General features: G+C 71.0%; 17 protein-coding genes. 10 read left to right on the plus strand and 7 right to left on the minus strand.

Annotation, left to right across the window (positions count from 1 at the left end; translation table 11 throughout):
- Positions 1 to 99: 99 nt before the first annotated feature.
- The 3 genes from paaI to Q5425_RS02645 are packed head-to-tail and all read left to right on the plus strand — an operon-like array spanning position 100 to position 2,380.
- A complete protein-coding gene (gene paaI / locus Q5425_RS02635; protein WP_308670430.1) occupies positions 100 to 516 on the plus strand; it encodes a hydroxyphenylacetyl-CoA thioesterase PaaI in 417 nt (138 codons plus the stop codon).
- Positions 513 to 1,790, plus strand: coding sequence for a phenylacetate--CoA ligase PaaK (gene paaK / locus Q5425_RS02640; protein ID WP_308670431.1), 1,278 nt, complete (start codon positions 513 to 515; stop codon positions 1,788 to 1,790). The genes paaI and paaK overlap by 4 nt, the downstream gene beginning before the upstream one ends.
- Positions 1,787 to 2,380, plus strand: a complete 594-nt coding sequence (locus tag Q5425_RS02645; protein ID WP_308670432.1) for a TetR/AcrR family transcriptional regulator — start codon at positions 1,787 to 1,789, stop codon at positions 2,378 to 2,380. The genes paaK and Q5425_RS02645 overlap by 4 nt, the downstream gene beginning before the upstream one ends.
- A gap of 52 nt (positions 2,381 to 2,432) precedes the next feature.
- Here Q5425_RS02645 and Q5425_RS02650 read toward each other — a convergent pair whose 3' ends face one another.
- On the minus strand, positions 2,433 to 2,744 hold the full coding sequence (locus Q5425_RS02650) for a hypothetical protein (RefSeq protein WP_308670433.1): 312 nt from the start codon (positions 2,742 to 2,744) through the stop codon (positions 2,433 to 2,435).
- A 193-nt stretch (positions 2,745 to 2,937) separates the two neighbouring features.
- Between Q5425_RS02650 and Q5425_RS02655 the strand changes: the two genes are divergently transcribed.
- A complete protein-coding gene (locus Q5425_RS02655; protein WP_308670434.1) occupies positions 2,938 to 3,609 on the plus strand; it encodes a helix-turn-helix domain-containing protein in 672 nt (223 codons plus the stop codon).
- Here the strand turns inward: Q5425_RS02655 and Q5425_RS02660 are convergent.
- Positions 3,530 to 4,585 carry an AraC family transcriptional regulator gene (locus Q5425_RS02660; protein ID WP_308670435.1) on the minus strand — a complete coding sequence of 352 codons (1,056 nt, stop codon included), beginning with the start codon at positions 4,583 to 4,585 and terminating at the stop codon, positions 3,530 to 3,532. The two genes, Q5425_RS02655 and Q5425_RS02660, sit on opposite strands and share 80 nt — an antisense overlap.
- A gap of 80 nt (positions 4,586 to 4,665) precedes the next feature.
- Between Q5425_RS02660 and Q5425_RS02665 the strand changes: the two genes are divergently transcribed.
- From Q5425_RS02665 to Q5425_RS02675, 3 genes are all read left to right on the plus strand, one after another.
- Positions 4,666 to 5,760 (plus strand): winged helix DNA-binding domain-containing protein, encoded by a 1,095-nt coding sequence (locus Q5425_RS02665; protein WP_308670436.1) that lies wholly within the window; start codon positions 4,666 to 4,668, stop codon positions 5,758 to 5,760.
- A gap of 75 nt (positions 5,761 to 5,835) precedes the next feature.
- Positions 5,836 to 7,299: an NAD(P)/FAD-dependent oxidoreductase gene (locus Q5425_RS02670; protein ID WP_308670437.1), complete on the plus strand. Its 1,464-nt coding sequence runs from the start codon at positions 5,836 to 5,838 to the stop codon at positions 7,297 to 7,299.
- Entirely contained in the window at positions 7,299 to 8,957 is a 1,659-nt protein-coding gene (locus Q5425_RS02675; protein WP_308670438.1) for a GMC family oxidoreductase, read from the plus strand. The genes Q5425_RS02670 and Q5425_RS02675 overlap by 1 nt, the downstream gene beginning before the upstream one ends.
- 52 nt (positions 8,958 to 9,009) lie before the next feature.
- Here Q5425_RS02675 and Q5425_RS02680 read toward each other — a convergent pair whose 3' ends face one another.
- Entirely contained in the window at positions 9,010 to 10,491 is a 1,482-nt protein-coding gene (locus Q5425_RS02680; protein ID WP_308670439.1) for a glycosyl hydrolase family 18 protein, read from the minus strand.
- Between the two features lie 143 nt (positions 10,492 to 10,634).
- Here Q5425_RS02680 and Q5425_RS02685 point away from each other — a divergent pair, with 143 nt between their 5' ends.
- The gene (locus tag Q5425_RS02685) at positions 10,635 to 13,025 is read left to right on the plus strand and encodes a Tex family protein (RefSeq protein WP_308670440.1); all 2,391 of its coding nucleotides are present in this window, start codon (positions 10,635 to 10,637) and stop codon (positions 13,023 to 13,025) included.
- Positions 13,026 to 13,217: 192 nt separating this feature from the next.
- Complete coding sequence (locus Q5425_RS02690; RefSeq protein ID WP_308670441.1) at positions 13,218 to 13,934, plus strand: hypothetical protein; 717 nt, start codon at positions 13,218 to 13,220, stop codon at positions 13,932 to 13,934.
- Positions 13,935 to 14,008: 74 nt separating this feature from the next.
- Here the strand turns inward: Q5425_RS02690 and Q5425_RS02695 are convergent, their stop codons facing one another.
- Genes Q5425_RS02695 through Q5425_RS02710 form a run of 4 tightly spaced genes read right to left on the minus strand, consistent with a single transcriptional unit; the run spans position 14,009 to position 17,346 of the window.
- The gene (locus tag Q5425_RS02695; protein WP_308670442.1) at positions 14,009 to 14,422 is read right to left on the minus strand and encodes a hypothetical protein; all 414 of its coding nucleotides are present in this window, start codon (positions 14,420 to 14,422) and stop codon (positions 14,009 to 14,011) included.
- Positions 14,423 to 14,426: 4 nt separating this feature from the next.
- Positions 14,427 to 15,197: a fumarylacetoacetate hydrolase family protein gene (locus Q5425_RS02700; protein WP_308670443.1), complete on the minus strand. Its 771-nt coding sequence runs from the start codon at positions 15,195 to 15,197 to the stop codon at positions 14,427 to 14,429.
- On the minus strand, positions 15,194 to 15,640 hold the full coding sequence (locus Q5425_RS02705) for a nitroreductase family deazaflavin-dependent oxidoreductase (protein WP_308670479.1): 447 nt from the start codon (positions 15,638 to 15,640) through the stop codon (positions 15,194 to 15,196). The genes Q5425_RS02700 and Q5425_RS02705 overlap by 4 nt, the downstream gene beginning before the upstream one ends.
- A complete protein-coding gene (locus Q5425_RS02710) occupies positions 15,640 to 17,346 on the minus strand; it encodes an acyl-CoA dehydrogenase (RefSeq protein WP_308670444.1) in 1,707 nt (568 codons plus the stop codon). Before Q5425_RS02710 ends, Q5425_RS02705 begins: the two co-directional genes overlap by 1 nt.
- A gap of 236 nt (positions 17,347 to 17,582) precedes the next feature.
- Between Q5425_RS02710 and Q5425_RS02715 the strand changes: the two genes are divergently transcribed.
- Positions 17,583 to 19,073 carry a DEAD/DEAH box helicase gene (locus tag Q5425_RS02715; protein ID WP_308670445.1) on the plus strand — a complete coding sequence of 497 codons (1,491 nt, stop codon included), beginning with the start codon at positions 17,583 to 17,585 and terminating at the stop codon, positions 19,071 to 19,073.
- Positions 19,074 to 19,093: the final 20 nt, after the last annotated feature.

Here is a 19,093-nt window from a genome sequence, read left to right on the forward strand (position 1 = left end):
ATCGGAAGGGTCGGACGCTTGACACCGGCGCCGACCACTGCCTTTACTGAGCGGCACCGCGAGGTGACCGTCCATTCGGTCAGTGGGGACGGAGGGTGCATGACCAACGCCGCGCACGCGATGTTCGCCGCCGACGAGGCGTCCCGCGCGCTGGGGATCGAGCTCGTCGAAGCGGGCGACGGCCGGGCCGTCGCGACCATGACGATCACGTCCGCGATGGTCAACGGCCACGACATCGCTCACGGCGGGTACGTCTTCCTGCTCGCCGACACGGCGTTCGCCTGCGCCTGCAACACCCACGGCCCGGTCACCGTCGCGGCCGGCGCCGAAATCTCCTTCGTCGCGGCCGGCCGGCTCGGCGACCACCTCGTCGCCACGGCCACCGAGCGCACCCGCTACGGCCGCAACGGCATCTACGACGTCACGGTGCACCGGGAGACCCCCGCGGGGCCCGAGGTCGTCGCCGAATTCCGCGGCCGCAGCCGCGTCATCTCCGCGAAACGGGACGAAGCATGATCGAGGCGAACCTCTCCGCCGACGAGCTGGCCGCGCTGCAGCTCGAGCGTCTGCAGTGGACACTCCGGCACGCCTACGCGAACGTGCCCGCGTACACGCGGAAGTTCGACGAGGCCGGCGTCCACCCCGACGACTGCAAGGAGCTCGCCGATCTGGCGAAGTTCCCGTTCACCACCAAGCAGGACCTGCGCGAGAACTACCCGTTCGGGATGTTCGCCGTGCCGCAGGACCAGGTGCGGCGCATCCACGCCTCCAGCGGCACCACCGGCAAGGCCACCGTCGTCGGGTACACCGAGCAGGACATCGACACGTGGGCGACGGTGATGGCCCGCTCGATCCACGCCGCCGGCGGCCGTCCCGGGCACAAGGTGCACGTCGCCTACGGCTACGGGCTGTTCACCGGCGGTCTCGGCGCGCACTACGGCGCCGAAAAGCTGGGCTGCACGGTGATCCCGGCGTCGGGCGGGATGACCGCGCGGCAGGTGCAGCTGATCACCGACTTCCGGCCCGAGATCATCATGGTGACGCCGTCGTACATGCTGACGCTGCTCGACGAGTTCGAGCGCCAGGGCGTCGACCCGCGGGCCAGTTCGCTGCAGGTCGGCATCTTCGGCGCCGAGCCGTGGACCGAGCAGATGCGTGCCGAGATCGAGGAGCGGTTCGCGCTCGACGCCGTCGACATCTACGGGCTGTCCGAGGTGATGGGCCCGGGCGTCGCGCAGGAGTGCGTCGAGACGAAGGACGGGCTGCACATCTGGGAGGACCACTTCTACCCCGAGGTGATCGACCCGTACTCCGAGGACGTCCTGGGCGGCGGCGAGACCGGTGAGCTGGTGTTCACGTCGCTGACCAAGCAGGCACTGCCGATCATCCGCTACCGCACCCGCGACCTGACCGAGCTGAACCCGGGCACCGCACGGCCGGCGTTCCGGCGGATGGCCAAGGTCACCGGACGCACCGACGACCTGATCATCCTGCGCGGGGTCAACGTCTTCCCGACGCAGATCGAGGAGATCGTGCTGCGGACGGCCGGGTTGAGCCCGCACTTCCAGCTCGTCCGGTCCACACGCGGCCGGCTCGACCACCTGACCGTGCGGGTGGAGGCGCGCCACGACGCTTCTTCCGCCTCCCGGGAGCACGCCGCCGCTTCGCTGCTCAGCGGCGTGAAGGACGGCGTCGGCGTGACGGTGTCGGTGGAGGTCGTCGACCCGGACACGCTGGAGCGGTCCATGGGCAAGATGCGGCGGATCGTCGACCAGCGGGAGAAGCCGTGACGGCCCCGCGGCGCGGGCGCCCCGGCTACGACCTCGAATCGCTGCTGCAGGTGGCGGTGAAGCTGTTCAACGAGCGCGGCTACGACGGCACGAGCATGGAGGACCTCTCCCGCAAGCTCGGCATCACGAAGTCGGCGATCTACCACCACGTCCCCAGCAAGGAAGAGCTGCTGCGGCTGGCGGTGGACCGGGCCCTGGACGGATTGTTCGAGGTCGCGGCGGAGACCGCTCAGCTCGACGGGCGCGCGATCGACCGGCTGGAGCACCTGGTGCGCGGCAGCGTGCTGGTGCTGGCCGACCGCCTGCCGTTCGTGACGCTGCTGCTGCGCGTCCGCGGCAACACGAAGGTGGAGCGGGCGGCGCTGGCCCGGCGGCGCGAGTTCGACCGGATGGTGACGGACCTGGTGAAGCAGGCCGAAGCGGAGGGCGACATCCGCGCGGACGTGGATCCGGCGGTGACCGCGCGGCTGGTGTTCGGCATGGTCAACTCGCTGATCGAGTGGTACAAGCCCCGGCGCGGCTCGTCGGCGGCCGAGGTGGCGGACGCGGTGTGCAAAGTGGCGTTCGAAGGCCTGCGCACCGGCTCGTGAGTGGTAAAGCGGGTTAGAACCCGCCTTACCACTCACGACGGGCCGGGCGGGGTCAGTCCTCCGCGGTCTGCTCCGGCCGGCCCGCCTGCCAGAGCAGAGCCTCCCGCAGCTGCTCGATCAACCGCTCGTCGTCCGCTTCGGACGGGTCCACGCCCAGCGGGATCCAGCGCTCCGAGACCTTCGCTCCCTCGTCGTAGCCCGTGATCACGATGCCCGAGTACGACAGGGACGCGTCGTCCGCGCAGTCGCCGTCCGGCAGGGGCTCGTCCGCTTCGAAGCCGTCGTCGAAGCTGACGTGGCGATGCTGCAGGCGGACGCTCACCCAGCGCCCGGCCGGCCGGATCGGCGCGCCTTCTTCGTTCATCTGTTCCTACCCCCGGTCGCGGGTCCCTGCCGTCTCGTCGCATCCGGGTGCCGGGAAGTTACCGGCGGGTTGTTCCGGTTGCGTAACGACAAAGGTTGGCGCGAAACACCGCTTGGGCGCCACCGGAGCCACTCTTTTGACAACGGGTCAACTACTTGTTGACAGCGTGCCGATCCCCCGCGAGGCTGGGTTCATGACCAGTGGCACCCGGCCCCGGCGCCGCCGGCTCGAGCCGGCCGAGCGGCGCGCGGAGATCCTCGCCGCCGCCCGGCGCCTGTTCGGGGCGGGCAGCTACGCGTCGGTGTCCACTTCGGACATCGCCGAGGCCGCCGGGGTGGCGCGCCCGCTGATCAACCACTACTTCGGCGGCAAGCGCGAGCTGTACCTGGAAGTGGTGCGGCAGATGATGATCGTGCCCGCGCCGGTCACCGAAGCCCTGCCGGACACCACCATGGAGCAGCGGCTGGCGATCGGGGTCGAGCGGTGGATCGAAGTCGTCGACCGCAACCGCGACGCGTGGCTGACCGTGATCGGGCCGGAGGCGGCCGGGCGTGATCCCGAGATCGAACGGATCATGCTGGAGGCCGACGAGATCGCCGCCGACCGGGTCTTGGAGGCCGCGCTGATGACCGGCGTGACCGAGGGGCGCGAAGAGCTGCGCGCGATGATCCGGTCGTTCGGCGGGATGCTGCGCGCGGCGTCGCGGGAATGGCTGATCCGCGGCACGCTCGACCGCGCGGCCCTGCGCACCTTCCTCACCGATTCGATCCTCAACCTACTGAAGATCACCTACCCGGCGGTGCTTGCCGAGCGGCGCGGAAGCGGCGGGCGAACGCCGCCGGCGTCATCCCGGTCCAGCGCTTGAACGCGTGGATGAAGCTGGACGCCTCGGCGTACCCGAGCCGGTAGGCGACGTCCTCGACCGACAGCACGCCGGTGTCGAGCAGCTCTTCGGCGAGCGTCTGGCGGACCTCGTCGACCAGCGCCCGGTAGCTCGTGCCGGCTTCCGTGAGCCGGCGGCGCAGGGTGCGCGTGCTCAGCGTCAGCTGCCGGGCGATCTCGTCCATGCGAGCGTCGACGCCGCCGAGCCGCACCAGGCGTTCCCGCACCTGCTGGGAAATGCCCGACCGCTGCCGCCGCCGGGCGACGAGCGCTTCGCACTGCGCGGCGCACAGGGCGACGGTCTGCTCGTTGGCCTGCGGCAGCGGCCGGGTCAGCAGCGCCGGGTCGAGCGTCGCCCGGCAGGCGTCGGCGCCGAAGCGGGGCCGCACGCCGAACGCGGCCAGGTACGGCTCCGGAGTGGACGTTCCGTGCCGGAACGTCAGCTCGTCCAGCGCGATGTCGGGCAGGAGGTCGCGCATGACCGCGAAGATCGCGGCCAGGTCGCGCAGGACGAGGAACCGGGCGACGTCGGCGGGGACGCGGCTGTCGTCCAGCTCCAGCGTCAGGCGGTCGGCGCCGAGGACGACGTGCGGGATGCAGAACGCGAAGCTCAGGTCGAAGTAGCGGAGGGCGAACAGCATCGCGTCGCGCAGCGTCGGGCTGCTGATGCAGGCGAAGCCGAAGATGCCGAACGTGGTGACCCGGTACCGGCGTCCCAGCTCCAGCGCCGTCGCGTCCGAACCGTCCTGCTGGGCCAGCGCCCGGACGACGGCCAGCTCCTGACGCGCGTCGACCTGGACGGAAGGGTCGGCGAGCAGTTCCGGCGTGAGCGTCGTCGCGGCGAGCAGCTCACCGCCGGCCAGGCCGCGCTCGGCGGCGAACCGGGTCATCAGCTCGATGCTCGCGGTGCCGCGGGGGAAGTCCCAGTCCCCGACGGCGGGCACGGCGAGCTCGGCCATGGCCGGAATTCTGGATCACCGGCGGAGAACGTGTCCAATCGAGGACCGGAACTGTCCTCGGTGATCGTTAGGGTGACGGCGTGGAGACCTTGAGCCGGCGAGCCCTGAACCGCGCGACCCTGGAACGCCAGCTGCTGCTGCGCCGCGTGAAGATGACCGCCTACGACGCTGTGGAGCACCTGGCCGGGCTTCAGGCGCAGGCACCGTTCCCGCCGTACTTCGGGTTGTGGGCGCGGTTGGAGGGGTTCCGGCCCCAGGAACTCGCGGAACTGCTCGAAAACCGGCGCGTGGTCCGGATCGCGCTGATGCGCGGCACGGTCCACCTGGTCACGGCGGCGGACGCGCTGGCGTGGCGGCCGGTGGTGCAGGTGCTCTACGACCGCGACCTCAAGCAGAACGCGCTCCACGCCCGCGAGCTGACCGGGCTCGACCACAACGTCGTCGCCGAGGCGGCGCGGAAGCTGCTGCTCGGCGGCCCGCTGCCGGGGACCGCGCTGGGCGCCGAGCTGGCGCGCACCTGGGACGTCCCGGCGGCCTCCCTGACCCACCTGGCCCGGGGCCGGCTGCCGCTGGTGCAGACCCCGCCCCGGGCGATCTGGGGCAAGGCCGGGCAGACGACGTACGCGTGCCTGGACGAGTGGGTGGGTGCGCCGCTGTCGCCGCCTTCGCCCGCTTCGCTGATCTCGCGGTACCTGCGCGCGTTCGGACCGGCCACGGTGGCGGACGTGCAGACGTGGGCGGGCATCACGCGGCTGGGCGAGGTGGCCGCCTCGATGGACCTGCGCCGCTACCGCGACCCGGACGGCCGCGAGCTGCTGGACCTCCCGGAACTGACGGTGCCGGACGAGGACGTCCCGGCCCCACCGCGGCTGCTGGGCCCCTTCGACCAGACGATCCTGTCCTACGCGGACCGGACCCGGGTCATTTCGGACGTCTACCGCAAGCGCGTGATCTCGCACAACGGCCTGGTCAAGGGCACGCTGCTGGTCGACGGGCAGGTGTGCGGCTTCTGGGAGATCAAGGCATCCCGCAAGGCGGCGGCGATCGAGCTGTCGCCGTTCGAGAAGCTGGCGAAGCGGGACTTGGCGGCGCTGGAGAAGTCGGCGGCAGAGCTGGTGAAGTGGGCCGAGGCGGCCGCCGGGACGCACGAGGTGCGCGTCTCGGCACCGGAGTGAGGCTGGCCGGAATTCTCGATTGAGTGACCGTTCGTGGCCTGTTGTCACAGGCGTCCGGTGCGTAGCTTTTCCGGCATGACTGGTTCGGCGAAGGGGCCGTCGGTGCTGATCGTGGGCACCGGGTTCGGCGGCATCGGGACGGCGATCGAACTCAAGCGGGCGGGGTTCACCGGCTTCACGATCCTGGAGAGCGCCGCCGAAGCCGGGGGCGTCTGGCGGGACAACACCTACCCCGGGGCCGCGTGCGACATCCCGTCGCCGCTGTACTCCTTCTCCTTCGAACCCAACCCGCGGTGGCCGAAGCGCTTCTCCCACCAGCCCGACATCCTCGCCTACCTGCGCGGCGTCATCGCCAAGTACGGGCTGGAACCGCACATCCGGTACCGGACCGAGGTCACCGGGGCCGCGTTCGACGAAGAGCGCAACCTCTGGCGCGTCGAGACGAAGAGCGGGGAGACCTTCGAGGCGAACGTCTTCGTCCCCGCCGTCGGGCAGCTGTCGCGGCCGGTGCTGCCGGACATCCCGAACCGCGAGAGCTTCGCCGGCGACGCCTTCCACTCCGCGCGGTGGGACCACGGCGTCGAGCTGACCGGCAAGCGCGTCGCCGTCATCGGGACCGGGGCCAGCGCCGTGCAGTTCGTGCCCGAGCTGCGGAAGCACGCCCAGCACGTCACCGTCTTCCAGCGCACCCCGCCGTACGTCATGGCGAAGTCCGATCCGAGCTACCGGCGCTGGCAGCACTGGCTGTTCGAGCACCTGCCACCCGCCCAGCTGCTCGGCCGGCTGCGGATCTTCCTGCTCGCCGAGTACGCCACCTACGCCATGACGCGCCACCCTCTGCTGGCGAAGATGTTCGAGCTGCGGACCGCGCAGCTGCGTCGCCGCCACATCGAGGACCGGGAGCTGCGCGCGAAGCTGACCCCGGCCTACCCGCTGGGCTGCAAGCGGATCCTCTTCACCAACGACTACCTGCCCGCGCTGGCCCAGCCGGACGTCGACGTCGAGACGCGGCGGATCCGCGAGATCACCGAGAAGGGCGTGCGGGTCGAGGACGGCACGGAGATCGAGGCGGACGTCCTGATCTACGGCACCGGGTTCGCCGCGACGGAGTTCCTCGGCCGGATGGCGGTGCGCGGTCTCGGCGGCCGTTCGCTGCAAGAGGAGTGGTCCGGTGGCGCGCGGGCGTACCTGGGCATGACCGTGCCCGGCTTCCCCAACCTCTTCTGCGTCTACGGCCCCAACACGAACCTCGGCGCGGGATCCATCATCTACATGATCGAACGCCAGGCCCGGTACATCCGGCAGGCGGTGGAGCGGCTCGCCCGCCCCGGGGTGTCCACGCTGGACGTGCGCCCCGAGGTCGAAGACGCCTACGACCGGGAGGTGCAGCAGCGGCTGGGCCGCAGCGTGTGGACCGCCTGCACGAGCTGGTACCGCCAGGCCGACGGCCGGGTGACGACCAACTGGCCCGGCCTGGTCACCGAGTACGACCGCCGGACCCGGCGCTTCGACGTCGCCGACTACCGGGTGGCGGGCTGATGGACTACGACGTCCTGGTGATCGGTTCGGGGTTCGGCGGCAGCGTCACGGCGCTGCGGCTGACCGAGAAGGGCTACCGCGTCGGCGTGCTGGAGACCGGCCGCCGGTTCGCCGACGACGAGTTCGCGAAGACGTCGTGGCGGCTGCGGAAGTACCTGTGGGCGCCCGCGCTGGGCTGCTTCGGCATCCAGCGGCTGACGCTGCTGAAGAACACGTTCGTGATGAGCGGCTCCGGCGTCGGCGGTGGTTCGCTGGTGTACGCGAACACGTTGTACGAGCCGCCGGAGCAGTTCTACGCCGATCCCCAGTGGGCGCACATCACCGACTGGAAGAGCGAGCTCGCGCCGCACTACGACCAGGCGAAGCGGATGCTCGGCGTGGTCGAGAACCCGGCGACGACGGCCGCGGACCGGGTGCTTCGTTCGGTGGCCGAGGACATGGGCATCAGCCACACGTACCGCCGCACCCCGGTCGGAGTCTACTTCGGACAGTCCGGGGTGGACCCGTTCTTCGGCGGCGCGGGTCCCCTGCGTTCTTCCTGCACGCTGTGCGGCGAATGCATGACCGGCTGCCGGGTCGGGGCGAAGAACACGACCGTGAAGAACTACCTGTACCTGGCCGAGCAGGCGGGCGCTTCGGTGCACCCGTTGACGACGGCGGTGTCGGTGCGGCCGGTTCCCGGCGGGTACGCCGTGGACACCGTCCGCACCGGCCGCCGCGCCCGCCGGACGTTCACCGCGACGCAGGTCGTGTTATCCGCGGCGGCTTTGGGGACCCAGCGCCTGCTGCACCGGATGCGCGACACGGGAACGCTGCCTTCGCTGTCGCCCCGGCTGGGGCTGCTGGCCCGCACGAACTCCGAGGCCGTGCTGGCGGCCCGGTCGCTGCGCCCGGACACGGACTACACGCGCGGTGTCGCGATCACGTCGTCGATCCACCCGGACGAGGTGACGCACGTGGAGCCGGTGCGGTACGGGCGCGGCAGCAACCTGATGGGCCTGCTGGCCACGGTGCTGGTGGACGCGGCCCCGGGACGCCGTCGGTGGGTGCTGGGGCTGCGGGAGCTGTGGCGTTCCCGCCGCGACCTGGTCCGCATCCACAACCCGCGGCACTGGTCGGAGCGGATGATCGGGCTGCTGGTGATGCAGACGCTCGACAACTCGGTGACGACGTACACCAAACGCGGGCTGTTCGGCCGGCGCATGACGACTCGCCAGGGTTCCGGAGCGCCGTCCCCGGACTGGATCCCGGCCGGCCACGAGGTGACGCGCCGGGTCGCGGAGAAGATCGGCGGCCTGCCGCAGGGTGCCTGGACGGACCTGGCGAACATCCCGATCACAGGCCACTTCATCGGCGGCTGCGCGATCGGCGACTCCCCCGAGACCGGGGTCGTCGATCCGTACCAGCGGTTGTACGGGTACCCGGGGCTGCACGTGGTGGACGGCTCGGCGATCTCGGCGAACCTGGGCGTGAACCCGTCGCTCACGATCACGGCACAGGCCGAGCGGGCGATGGCGTTCTGGCCGAACCACGGCGAGCCCGACCCGCGGCCGCCGCTGGGTGCACCGTACCGGCGGGTGACGGCGGTGGCCCCGAAGAACCCGGCGGTGCCGTCGGCGGCACCGGGAGCCCTGCGGCTGCCGATCGAGCCCGCCTGAGCTGAACAGGCCCTCCCGGACCGCGCCGCCGGGAGGGCCGCTCAGCGCACGGTTACGGCAAGCCCGCGAGGCCGGCCGAGACCGTGTTGGCGAACGCGTACCCCTGCGACGCGTCCCAGTTGATCGACCACGTCATCGCGCCGCGGATGGTCGGGTACGTCGTCGACGGCTTGAACGAGCCGCACGAGGTTCCGCGGGCCAGGCAGTTCAGCGCCGACACCGTGTTGGCCGGGGACTGGTAGCCGCCGCCCGCCGCTTGCGGGGAGGCCGGGAGGCCGAGGCCGACCTGGTCGGCGCGCAGGCCGCCCTGGAGCTGGATGCAGGCCAGCGCCGTCAGGAAGTCGACCGTGCCCTGGGAGTAGACGTTGCCGTTGCAGCCGTTCATCGACCCCGAGTTGTAGTACTGCATGTTGACGATCGTCAGGATGTCCTTGATGTTCAGCGCGAGCTGGAAGTAGCCGCCCGCCGTGGACTGCATGTCGATCGTCTGCGGTGCCATCGTGATGACCTTGCCGCCGCCGTTGTGGATGCTGCGCAGCGCCTGGCCCATGTACGTGGCGTTGATGCCGTTCTCGAGGTCGATGTCGACGCCGTCGAAGCCGTAGTTCGCGATCAGCGACTTGATGCTGTTGGCGAAGTTGGTGGCCGACGACGAGTCGGCGACGCTGATCGTGCCGTTCTGGCCGCCGACCGAGATGATCACCTTCTGGCCGCGCGACTGGACCGTCTTGACGTCGGCCTTGAACTGGGCGTCCGTGTAGCCGCCGAGCTGCGAGGACAGGCCGGAGTCCAGCGTGAAGCTCACCGCGCCCGGCGTGCCGGTGGCGTCCGCGAACGACACCGCGATGATGTTGTACTTCGTCGGGACGTCGGCGAGCTTCAGCGCCTTGGCGCCGTTGTAGAAGTTCTGCCAGTAGCCCGTGAGGACGTGCTTCGGCAGGTCACCCTGGGTGGGCGGCGTGGTGGTCGTCGTCGGCGGAGTGGTCGTGGTGGTCGTCGTCGGGGTGGTGGGCGTGGTCGGCGTGGTCGGTGTCGTCGGCGGCGGGGTGCCCGGGCCGTCGAGGCTGACGTCGTCGGCGTAGTACCCCGGCTGGCCGTACCAGCCGTGCAGGTAGACCGTCAGCGACGTGCTCGAGCCGGTCGTGAAGCTCAGCGACAGCTGCTGGTAGCCGCTGGTGCCGGGCGTCCACGTGCTGGTCGTCGCCGAACCGGAGACGCCGACGTAGACGTAGCTGCCCTGGACCCAGGCCGACAGCTTGTACGCCGTGTTCGGCGAGACGGCGAGCGTCTGCGAGCACTGGGCGTTGTCCGACCCCGACGGCGTCGCGCTCAGGGCGCGGCTGCCGCTGTGCACCGGCGTGCTCACCGCGGCCGGCGTGCCGGTGCACGTCCAGCCCGTCGTGCCGGCCTCGAAGCCGGGGTTGGCCAGGATGTTCGCCGCCGAAGCGCTGCCGGCGAGCACGAACGTCACGCCGAGGGACAGCGCAACCACGGATAGTAACGAGAGCAGAGCGAAGCGAACTTTGGGGACCACGGGACCTCCACGGCCTTGGTGAGGCAGGTCACCACAAAATGGACTAGACCAATCTGATTGTCAAGGAGCCCCATCCGAAAGTCGGGGTGCCGGAAACGGCAGAATGAGACGATCGGATCCAGGTCTAGCAGGAGCGTGTTGGAGTGAGCGTGTCGGTCGAGCAGAAGATCGCCGAAGAACTGGGCGTGCGCGAAGGACAGGTGAAGGCCGCCGTCGAGCTGCTCGACGGCGGGTCGACCGTGCCGTTCATCGCGCGCTACCGCAAGGAAGTCACCGGCATGCTCGACGACGCGCAGCTGCGCACGCTCGAGGAACGGCTGCGCTACCTGCGGGAACTCGACGAGCGCCGGCTCGCCGTGCTGGAGTCCGTCCGGAGCCAGGGCAAGCTCGACGACGCCCTCGAGGCCCAGATCCTGGCGGCGGACACGAAGTCGCGGCTGGAGGACATCTACCTCCCGTTCAAGCCGAAGCGCCGCACGAAGGCGATGATCGCGCGCGAGGCGGGCCTCGAGCCGCTGGCCGACGGCCTGCTGACCGACCCGTCGACCGACCCGCAGGCCGCCGCCGCGGTGTTCGTCGACGCCGACAAGGGCGTCGCGGACGCGCAGGCCGCACTCGACGGCGCCCGCGCGATCCTCGTCGAGCGCTTCGCCGAGGACGCCGACCTGATCGGCGAGCTGCGCGAGAAGATGTGGGGCCAGGGCCACCTGGTGGCCAAGGTCCGCGCGGGCAAGGAGGAGGAAGGGGCGAAGTTCTCCGACTACTTCGACTTCTCCGAGCCGTACACGAAGCTCCCCTCGCACCGCATCCTCGCGATGCTGCGCGGCGAGAAGGAGGAGGTCCTCGACCTGACGATGGCGCCGGCGGAGCCCTCCGACGAGCCGCAGGTCGGGCCGACGGAGTACGAGCAGCGCATCGCGGCGAAGTTCGGCATCGCGCAGCAGGGCCGCCCGGGCGACAAGTGGCTCGGCGACACCGTGCGCTGGGCGTGGCGCACCAAGATCCTCCTGCACCTGGGCATCGACCTGCGGATGCGGCTGCGCCAGGCGGCCGAGGACGACGCCGTGCGCGTGTTCGCGGCCAACCTGCGCGACCTGCTGCTGGCCGCGCCGGCCGGCACCCGCGCCACGATGGGCCTCGACCCGGGTTTCCGGACCGGCGTCAAGGTCGCCGTCGTGGACGCGACCGGCAAGGTCGTCGACACCCACGTCATCTACCCGCACCAGCCGGCGAACAAGTGGGACCAGTCGATCGCCGAGCTGGCGGCGCTGTGCGCGCGGCACAAGGTCGAGCTGATCTCGATCGGCAACGGCACGGCGTCGCGTGAGACCGACAAGCTCGCCGTCGAGCTGATCAAGAAGCACCCGGAGCTGAAGCTGACGAAGGCCGTGGTGTCCGAGGCGGGCGCTTCGGTGTACTCGGCGTCGGCGTTCGCTTCGGCGGAACTGCCGAACATGGACGTCTCGCTGCGCGGCGCGGTCTCGATCGCCCGCCGGCTGCAGGACCCCCTGGCCGAGCTGGTGAAGATCGACCCGAAGTCGATCGGCGTGGGGCAGTACCAGCACGATTTGTCCGAGGTTTCGCTGTCGCGCTCGCTCGATGCGGTGGTCGAGGACTGCGTGAACGCGGTCGGCGTGGACGTCAACACGGCGTCGGCACCGCTGCTGACCCGGGTTTCGGGCATCACGACGGGCCTGGCGGAGAACATCGTCGCGCACCGCGACACGAACGGGCCGTTCCGGTCCCGGATGGCGCTGAAGGAGGTCGCGCGCCTCGGCCCGAAGGCGTTCGAGCAGTGCGCGGGCTTCCTGCGCATCCCGGACGGCGACGACCCGCTCGACTCGTCGTCGGTGCACCCGGAGGCGTACCCGGTGGTCCGCCGGATCCTGTCGAAGACGGGCACGGACATCCGCGGGCTGATCGGCAACACCCGGACGCTGTCGTCGCTGCGCCCCGGCGAGTTCGTGGACGAGACGTTCGGCCTCCCGACGGTGACGGACATCCTGTCCGAGCTGGACAAGCCGGGCCGCGACCCCCGCCCGGCCTTCAAGACGGCGACGTTCGCCGAGGGCGTGGACAAGATCGGCGACCTCAAGCCGGGCATGCGCCTGGAGGGCGTCGTGACGAACGTGGCGGCGTTCGGCGCGTTCATCGACGTGGGGGTGCACCAGGACGGCCTGGCCCACGTTTCGGCGCTGTCGAAGAACTTCGTGAAGGACCCTCGGGAGGTCGTGAAGCCCGGGGACATCGTGAAGGTGAAGGTCCTGGAAGTGGACGTGCCGCGCAAGCGCATCTCGCTGACGCTGCGGCTGGACGACGAGCCGGGCGCGGGGACTTCCCGCGGCGGTGGCGGTGGGGAGCGCCGGGACCGGGGCCAGGGTGGTCAGGGTCAGGGCCAGGGTCAGCGCCGTGGCGGCGGCGGTGGCGGTGACCGGCGCGGTGGCAGCGGTGGCGGTGGCGGGGCCCGGGATCGCGGCGGGAACGCGAGCGGCTCGATGGCCGAGGCGCTTCGGCGGGCCGGGTTCGGCAAGTAGGACTTCCGTGAAGGCCATCCTCCGGGGTGGCCTTCACGGCGTTCGGGCCGTCACCCGTCCGAAGGAATTCTGGTGACGGAACAGATACGGCCCTCCGAAGATCGTAACGCAGCGCAATGACCGGCCGAACTACTCACCGTTCAGCCCACGCGCCGGGGATTTTCCGCCCTGCTCGATCCAGGAGACGCCGCCATGACCGCTCCCTACTCGCCGCCCCCGGCCGGCTTTCCGTACGCGACTCCCGCTCCCGCCCGGAAGCCCGCCAAGTTCGCTGCTCTCGCGTGGACCGCGTTGATCCTCGGCATCGTCGGAGTGGTCGGCTCGCCGGTCATCTTCCTCAACAACCTCACCGCCGTCGTGGCTGCGGTCGGGTTCGTGCTCGGGGGCATCGCCCTCTTCGGCAGCAAGAAGATCCTCGCCGCCATCGGGGTCGTGCTCAGCGTCTTGGCGATCGTGTTCACCGTCATCGCGCAGAATGCCGCCGTCGAAGATCTGCAGGACAAGCTCGGGCTGCCCGCCACCGACGACAACGCCGCGGGGCAGACGTACCAGATCGGGCAGACCCACCGCGGCACCGACGTCGACATCACCATCGCCGACGCCAAAGCCTTCACCACCGGCGACACTGCCGCTCCCCAGCAGAACGCGCCGGCCACCAGCTTCCAGGTCACCATCGCGAACCACTCGGCCAAGCCCTGGTCCGCGGCCATGCTCATGGTGCAGGCGACCGCCGGTAACACCACCGCCGAGCAGGTCTTCGACACCGACCTCGAAGGCTCCCCCAGCCAGGACGTCCTGCCGGGCAAGGAACTCACCTACCGCATCGGCTTCCTGGACGCCCCGGGCGACCTGACCATCCAGGTCGGCGCCGTCGGCGGGGACAAGGTCTACTTCGTCCACCAACGCTGACACGCTGGGTGGGTGCGGGCAGGCTTTCCCTCGGCAGCCCGCACCACTCCTCGCACAACCGGGGCCCGTGCGTCCTAGCGCAGCGCGAACAGGCCCACCGCGAACAGCACCACCGGTACCACGGCGGCAGCGGCGCTGATCAGCCACAGCCCCCCGCGCCACCCCACCGGGGACGCGTCGAGGACCAGCCGCCGGACCAGCGCGGCCTCCACCACCGCCGTCAGCAGGAAACCCAGGCCGACGCTGAAGATCGCCGTCGCGCCGACGAACAGCAGGCCCGACGTCGAGGCCGCTCCCAGCGGGGCCGCGACCTCCCAGCGCACCACGCCCGCGGCCGCCGCCAGCAAGGCCAGCAGCAGCACGAACGCCACGAAGAAGCCGATCCGGGCCGTCATCGGGTGCGGGCCGCGCGCGAAGATCCAGTAGCCCGCGTCCAGTCCCGCCACGACCAGCGCCAGCACGACGAAACCTGCACGGAACGTCAGCACCCGATCACCCTAGCGGGCGGAACCTCGCTTCCACACTGCCCAGCTCGCCGAAGTCCGCCACCACGTGACCGCCCGCCCGGATCGGGCACGGCGGGGTCGCGGTTCCCGTCGTCACGATGTCGCCCGGGCGCAACGCCCGGCCGTGGCGGGGCAGCTCCATCGCCAGCCAGTGCAGCGCCAGCCTCGGGTCGCCCAGGACCAGGCTGCCGCTGCCGCGGGCGAACTCCTCGCCGTCGGCGTGGAGGACCACCGGCCGGCGGGGCAGGTCCAGGTCACGCCATCCCGGCACCGCGCGCCCCTCGACGAAGCGGCCCGCGCACGCCGCGTCGGCCAGCAGCTGGGGGCCGCCGACGTGGCGGTGGTCGGTGTAGCGGCTGTCCGGCAGCTCGATCGCCAGGAACATCGTGTCGACCGCGTCGAGCACCGCCGCCAGCGACGGCGACAACCCCGGGTCGGCCTTCAGCCGGAACGCGAACTCGGGTTCGGCGACACCCATGGTCATCGTGTCCGCCGGTACCGGGGCGCCCTCGACGTGGTGGAACCGCTCGAACATCGCGCCCGGCAGGGGGCCGGGGACGCTCAGGTACTGCCGGGCGTACACGGTCGTCGCCGCGATCTTCCAGCCGGACACCGGCCCGGCCAGCTCGGCCAGCGCCGCCTGCGCGGCCATGCCGTCGGCCAGGTCGCCCGGGCGGGCGTCGTCCGGGAGGCCCTCCAGCCGCTTGCCGGTCAGCCACGCGTCCCAGATCAGCTCCGCCGCCCGCTCTCGGTTCACGCCCGCGATCTTGCCAACCGGAACACCGGGTGTCGATCGGCTTCCGCGGCGAAGGCCTCCGCGGGGTCGGTCAGCTTCGCGTCGAAGAACGGCGCCGTCACCGGGATCTTGCGGACGTACGCGCGCAGCACCCGGCCGGCCGTGGCGGCGTCGGCCTCCTCGACCTCCCACGTCTCGCGGCGGCGGCCCCGCCACAGCCGGGCCGTGGCGTCGGCGCGCAGGTTGTGCACCCAGCCGACCCGCCCGTACGGCGACACGAGCCAGCGGTCGCCGCCGACCTCGATGACGTTGACCGGAGTCGTCCGGTCCACGCCGCTCTTGCGCCCCCGCGTGGTGAGCAGGAACCCGGTGCTGCCCGTGACCGGGATCCCGCGCTCCAGCATCGCCTTCACGAGGACGTTCGCGGCCTTCCGCGTCACGCCCAGCCGGTACTTGCGCGCCATCACGGGTGCATAGCGTAGACCCCGGAGAGCTCCCGCACCCGCGCCCAGACGTTCTCGAACCGCGCGGCGTCCACCACCGGCTTCCGCAGCGCGGCCAGGGCGATGGCCTGCTGGGCCTCGGTCGAGCTCGCCTTGCCGTTGAGGTCCACCGCCGCGACGCTGAAGTCCTGCACCAGCACCGCGAAGATCTGGTCGGCGACCTCGTCGTCCAAGCCGGTGATGCGGGCCTGCTCCAGGATGAGCTGGCCGTACACGATCAGCGTGAACAGCTCGGTGAGCGCGAGCCCGAAGTCGAGGTCGGCCTGCTGCGCCTCGTCCGGCGCCGCCTCGGTGAGCAGCTTGACCAGGTAGCCGGCCTGCTCGGTGAACAGCGCGACGTTCGGGATGTGCGCGGCTTGCGCGTAGGCGGTCTTCCAGTCGTGGAAGCGGACCTTCGACAGGCCGCGCGCCGGGCCCTGGCGGAAGAGGAACTCGTCGTCCGCGGCGTCGGTGCGGGTCGGCACCGGCGCGTACTCCTGCGGCGCGAACAGGTAGTTCGGCATGAACTTCGCGATCAGCGCGAGGTTCACCGCCACCGTGCCTTCGAGCTTCGGCAGGCCGTCGATGTCGTTCTTCGACATCGCCAGGTAGGTGTCGGCTTCGAAGCCCTTGGCCGCCACGACGTCGGCGACCAGGCCGATCACCTTCTGCGCCTCGGTGGTCACCTTCATCTTGGTGATCGGGTTGAACAGCAGGTAGCGCCGGTCTTCGGGGTGCGCGCTGCGGAAGTAGTCGACGGCGCGGTCGGAGAACAGCTTCATGCCGGTCAGCCGCGCGTAGGCCTCGACGAATTCGCGGCGGACGTGCGGGAAGTCCGTGACGGGCTTGCCGTAGAGGACGCGGTTGTGCGCGTGCGTGATGGCTTCGTACAGCGAGTGCGTCGCCATGCCGATGCCGCCGAAGCAGAGGTTGAACTTGCCGATGTTGACGGTGTTCAGCGCGGCGCTGAAGGCTTCGGCGCCGACGTGGAGGATGTCGTCGGCGTGCACCGGGTAGTCCTCGAGCCGGAACTCGGCGACGTACATCTGCGACGGCACGACGTTCTTCACGACGTGGTAGTTCGGGTGCTCGGAGTCGGCGTAGAAGAAGACGTACTGATCAGGGCCGTCGACGCCGTCGATGCGGCCGAACACCGACACCGTGCGCGCGCAGTTGCCGTTGCCGATGTAGTACTTGGAGCCGGTGGCGCGGTAGCCGTCGCCGTCCTTCGTGAGCACCATGTCGGACGAGTAGATGTCGGCGCCGTGGTCCTTTTCGGACAGTCCGAAGGCGCCGACTCCCCCGGCGTCCAGCGCGTCGGCCGCGCGCTTGCGGGCGGCGGCGTTGCCGCTCTGCCACACCGGGCCGAGGCCGAGGATGGTGACCTGCCAGGGGTACCAGTAGTTCAGGCCGTAGAACCCGAGGATCTCCGACAGCGCCGCGACGCGGCTGGTGTCCCAGCGCTTGTCCGGGTGGCCCTCGGCGTTCGCGGCCGGGGTCAGGAAGGTCGAGAACAGGCCTTCCTTGCCCGCGAACTCGATGAAGTCCGCGTAGAAGGTGCGGTTGTGGTAGTCCTCGGTCAGCTTCGCCTTGCCGCGCTGCTCGAACCAGTCGATGGTGGCGCGCAGCAGGCGCCGCGTCTCGGCGTCGAAGTGCGCCGGGTCGTACTCGCGCGGGTTCAGCAGCATGGTGGGTCCTCCTCGATTACCGACCGGTAACTTAGCAAGGCGCCGCGGGTGCGGGCAATCTCACTGGGAGTACGTCACCCTCTCCCGCTATACTGATCTTGCGGGCCGCTCAGTTCTGCCTCGGCCCGCTGCTGTTGTCGACTACCACGCGCCGCGGCCGTTGACGGTCTGCGCCGGGCAGGACAACCCTTCTCAGGTTATGGAGACCAGGGCGCTTCCACGCCCGCACGCACCCTATGAGCACTTTTTCCGAACTCGGCCTGCCCACTCCCCTCGTGGCCGCGCTGGCCACCCAGGGCGTCACCGAGCCCTTCCCGATCCAGGCGGCGACCCTGCCGCACACCCTCGCCGGACGCGACGTGCTGGGGCGCGGCCGCACCGGCTCCGGCAAGACGTACGGCTTCGTGCTGCCCTTGCTGGCCCGCCTCGCCGCGGGCCCGACGCGGCGCAAGCCCGGCCGTCCCCGCGCGCTGATCCTCGCGCCGACGCGCGAGCTCGCGACGCAGATCGAGGCGTCGATCCTGCCGCTGGCGAAGCCGCTGGGCCTGAAGACGACGACCATCTTCGGCGGCGTCAGCGCGAACCCGCAGATCACCCGGCTGCGTGACGGCGTCGACATCGTCGTCGCCTGCCCCGGCCGGCTCGCCGACCACATGCGCTCCGGGCACGTGAAGCTCGACGCCATCGAGATCACCGTGCTGGACGAGGCCGACCACATGGCCGACCTGGGCTTCCTGCCCGAGGTCCGGCGGATCATGGACGCCACGCCGTCGCGCGGGCAGCGGATGCTCTTCTCCGCGACCCTGGACAACGGCGTCGACGTGCTGGTCAAGCGCTTCATGACCGACCCGATCACGCACAGCGTCGACTCGGCGCAGTCGCCGGTGTCGACGATGGAGCACCACGTCCTGCACCTCGAGGAGACCCACCGGCTGCCGGTGCTGGTCGACCTGACCGCGGCGCCGGGCCGCACGCTGGTGTTCACGCGGACCAAGAGCCGCGCGAAGGCGCTGACCCGGAAGCTGGTGGCGTCGGGCGTCCCGGCCGTCGAGCTGCACGGCAACCTGGGCCAGAACGCGCGGACGCGCAACCTCGAGGCGTTCTCGTCGGGCGCGGCGAAGACGCTGGTGGCCACGGACATCGCGGCCCGCGGCATCCACGTCGACGACGTCCGGCTGGTCATCCACGCCGACCCGCCGGTCGAGCACAAGGCGTACCTGCACCGCTCGGGCCGCACCGCGCGCGCCGGGGCGTCCGGCACGGTGGTGACGCTGATGACCGACGCACAGGTCCGCGACGTCCGCGACCTGACCCGCAAGGCGGGCATCAAGCCGACGACCACCCAGCTCGGCCCGGGTCACCCGCTGCTGGCGGAGCTGGCCCCGGGCGAGCGGACGTTCTCGAAGGCCCCGGCGGTGGACAACCGGCCGAAGAAGGTCACCGCCACGGGCGCGGCGCCCGGTGGCGGCCGCGGTCGTCGGGGTGGCCCGGCCGCGCCGAAGGACAACCGGGGCGGTCAGCGTTCGCGGGTCGCCGGGCAGGAGCGTTCGGCCGGGTCCGGTTCGCGCCGCTCGGACGGCGCAGCCGCCTCGGGCGGTCCCCGCCGGTCGGGCACCACGGGCAAGCCGAGCGGCACCGGCGCCCCGGCCGCGGGCAACCGCCGTTCGAGCGGCGGAGCTGCGGCCTTCTCGTCCGGAACCCGGGCCGGCGGCCGCCGCCCGCGCTGAGCGGTCTGCCACGGCTTGTC

Source organism: Amycolatopsis sp. A133 (assembly GCF_031082405.1).
Lineage (GTDB): Bacteria > Actinomycetota > Actinomycetes > Mycobacteriales > Pseudonocardiaceae > Amycolatopsis.

Excerpts from the sequence above, each read along its gene's own strand:
- paaI (WP_308670430.1), top strand. The coding sequence starts at position 100 with ATGACCAACGCCGCGCACGCGATGTTCGCCGCCGACGAGGCGTCCCGC.
- paaK (WP_308670431.1), top strand. The coding sequence starts at position 513 with ATGATCGAGGCGAACCTCTCCGCCGACGAGCTGGCCGCGCTGCAGCTC.
- Q5425_RS02650 (WP_308670433.1), bottom strand. The coding sequence starts at position 2,744 with ATGAACGAAGAAGGCGCGCCGATCCGGCCGGCCGGGCGCTGGGTGAGC.
- Q5425_RS02655 (WP_308670434.1), top strand. The coding sequence starts at position 2,938 with ATGACCAGTGGCACCCGGCCCCGGCGCCGCCGGCTCGAGCCGGCCGAG.
- Q5425_RS02660 (WP_308670435.1), bottom strand. The coding sequence starts at position 4,585 with ATGGCCGAGCTCGCCGTGCCCGCCGTCGGGGACTGGGACTTCCCCCGC.
- Q5425_RS02670 (WP_308670437.1), top strand. The coding sequence starts at position 5,836 with ATGACTGGTTCGGCGAAGGGGCCGTCGGTGCTGATCGTGGGCACCGGG.
- Q5425_RS02675 (WP_308670438.1), top strand. The coding sequence starts at position 7,299 with ATGGACTACGACGTCCTGGTGATCGGTTCGGGGTTCGGCGGCAGCGTC.
- Q5425_RS02690 (WP_308670441.1), top strand. The coding sequence starts at position 13,218 with ATGACCGCTCCCTACTCGCCGCCCCCGGCCGGCTTTCCGTACGCGACT.
- Q5425_RS02705 (WP_308670479.1), bottom strand. The coding sequence starts at position 15,640 with ATGGCGCGCAAGTACCGGCTGGGCGTGACGCGGAAGGCCGCGAACGTC.
- Q5425_RS02710 (WP_308670444.1), bottom strand. The coding sequence starts at position 17,346 with ATGCTGCTGAACCCGCGCGAGTACGACCCGGCGCACTTCGACGCCGAG.
- Q5425_RS02715 (WP_308670445.1), top strand. The coding sequence starts at position 17,583 with ATGAGCACTTTTTCCGAACTCGGCCTGCCCACTCCCCTCGTGGCCGCG.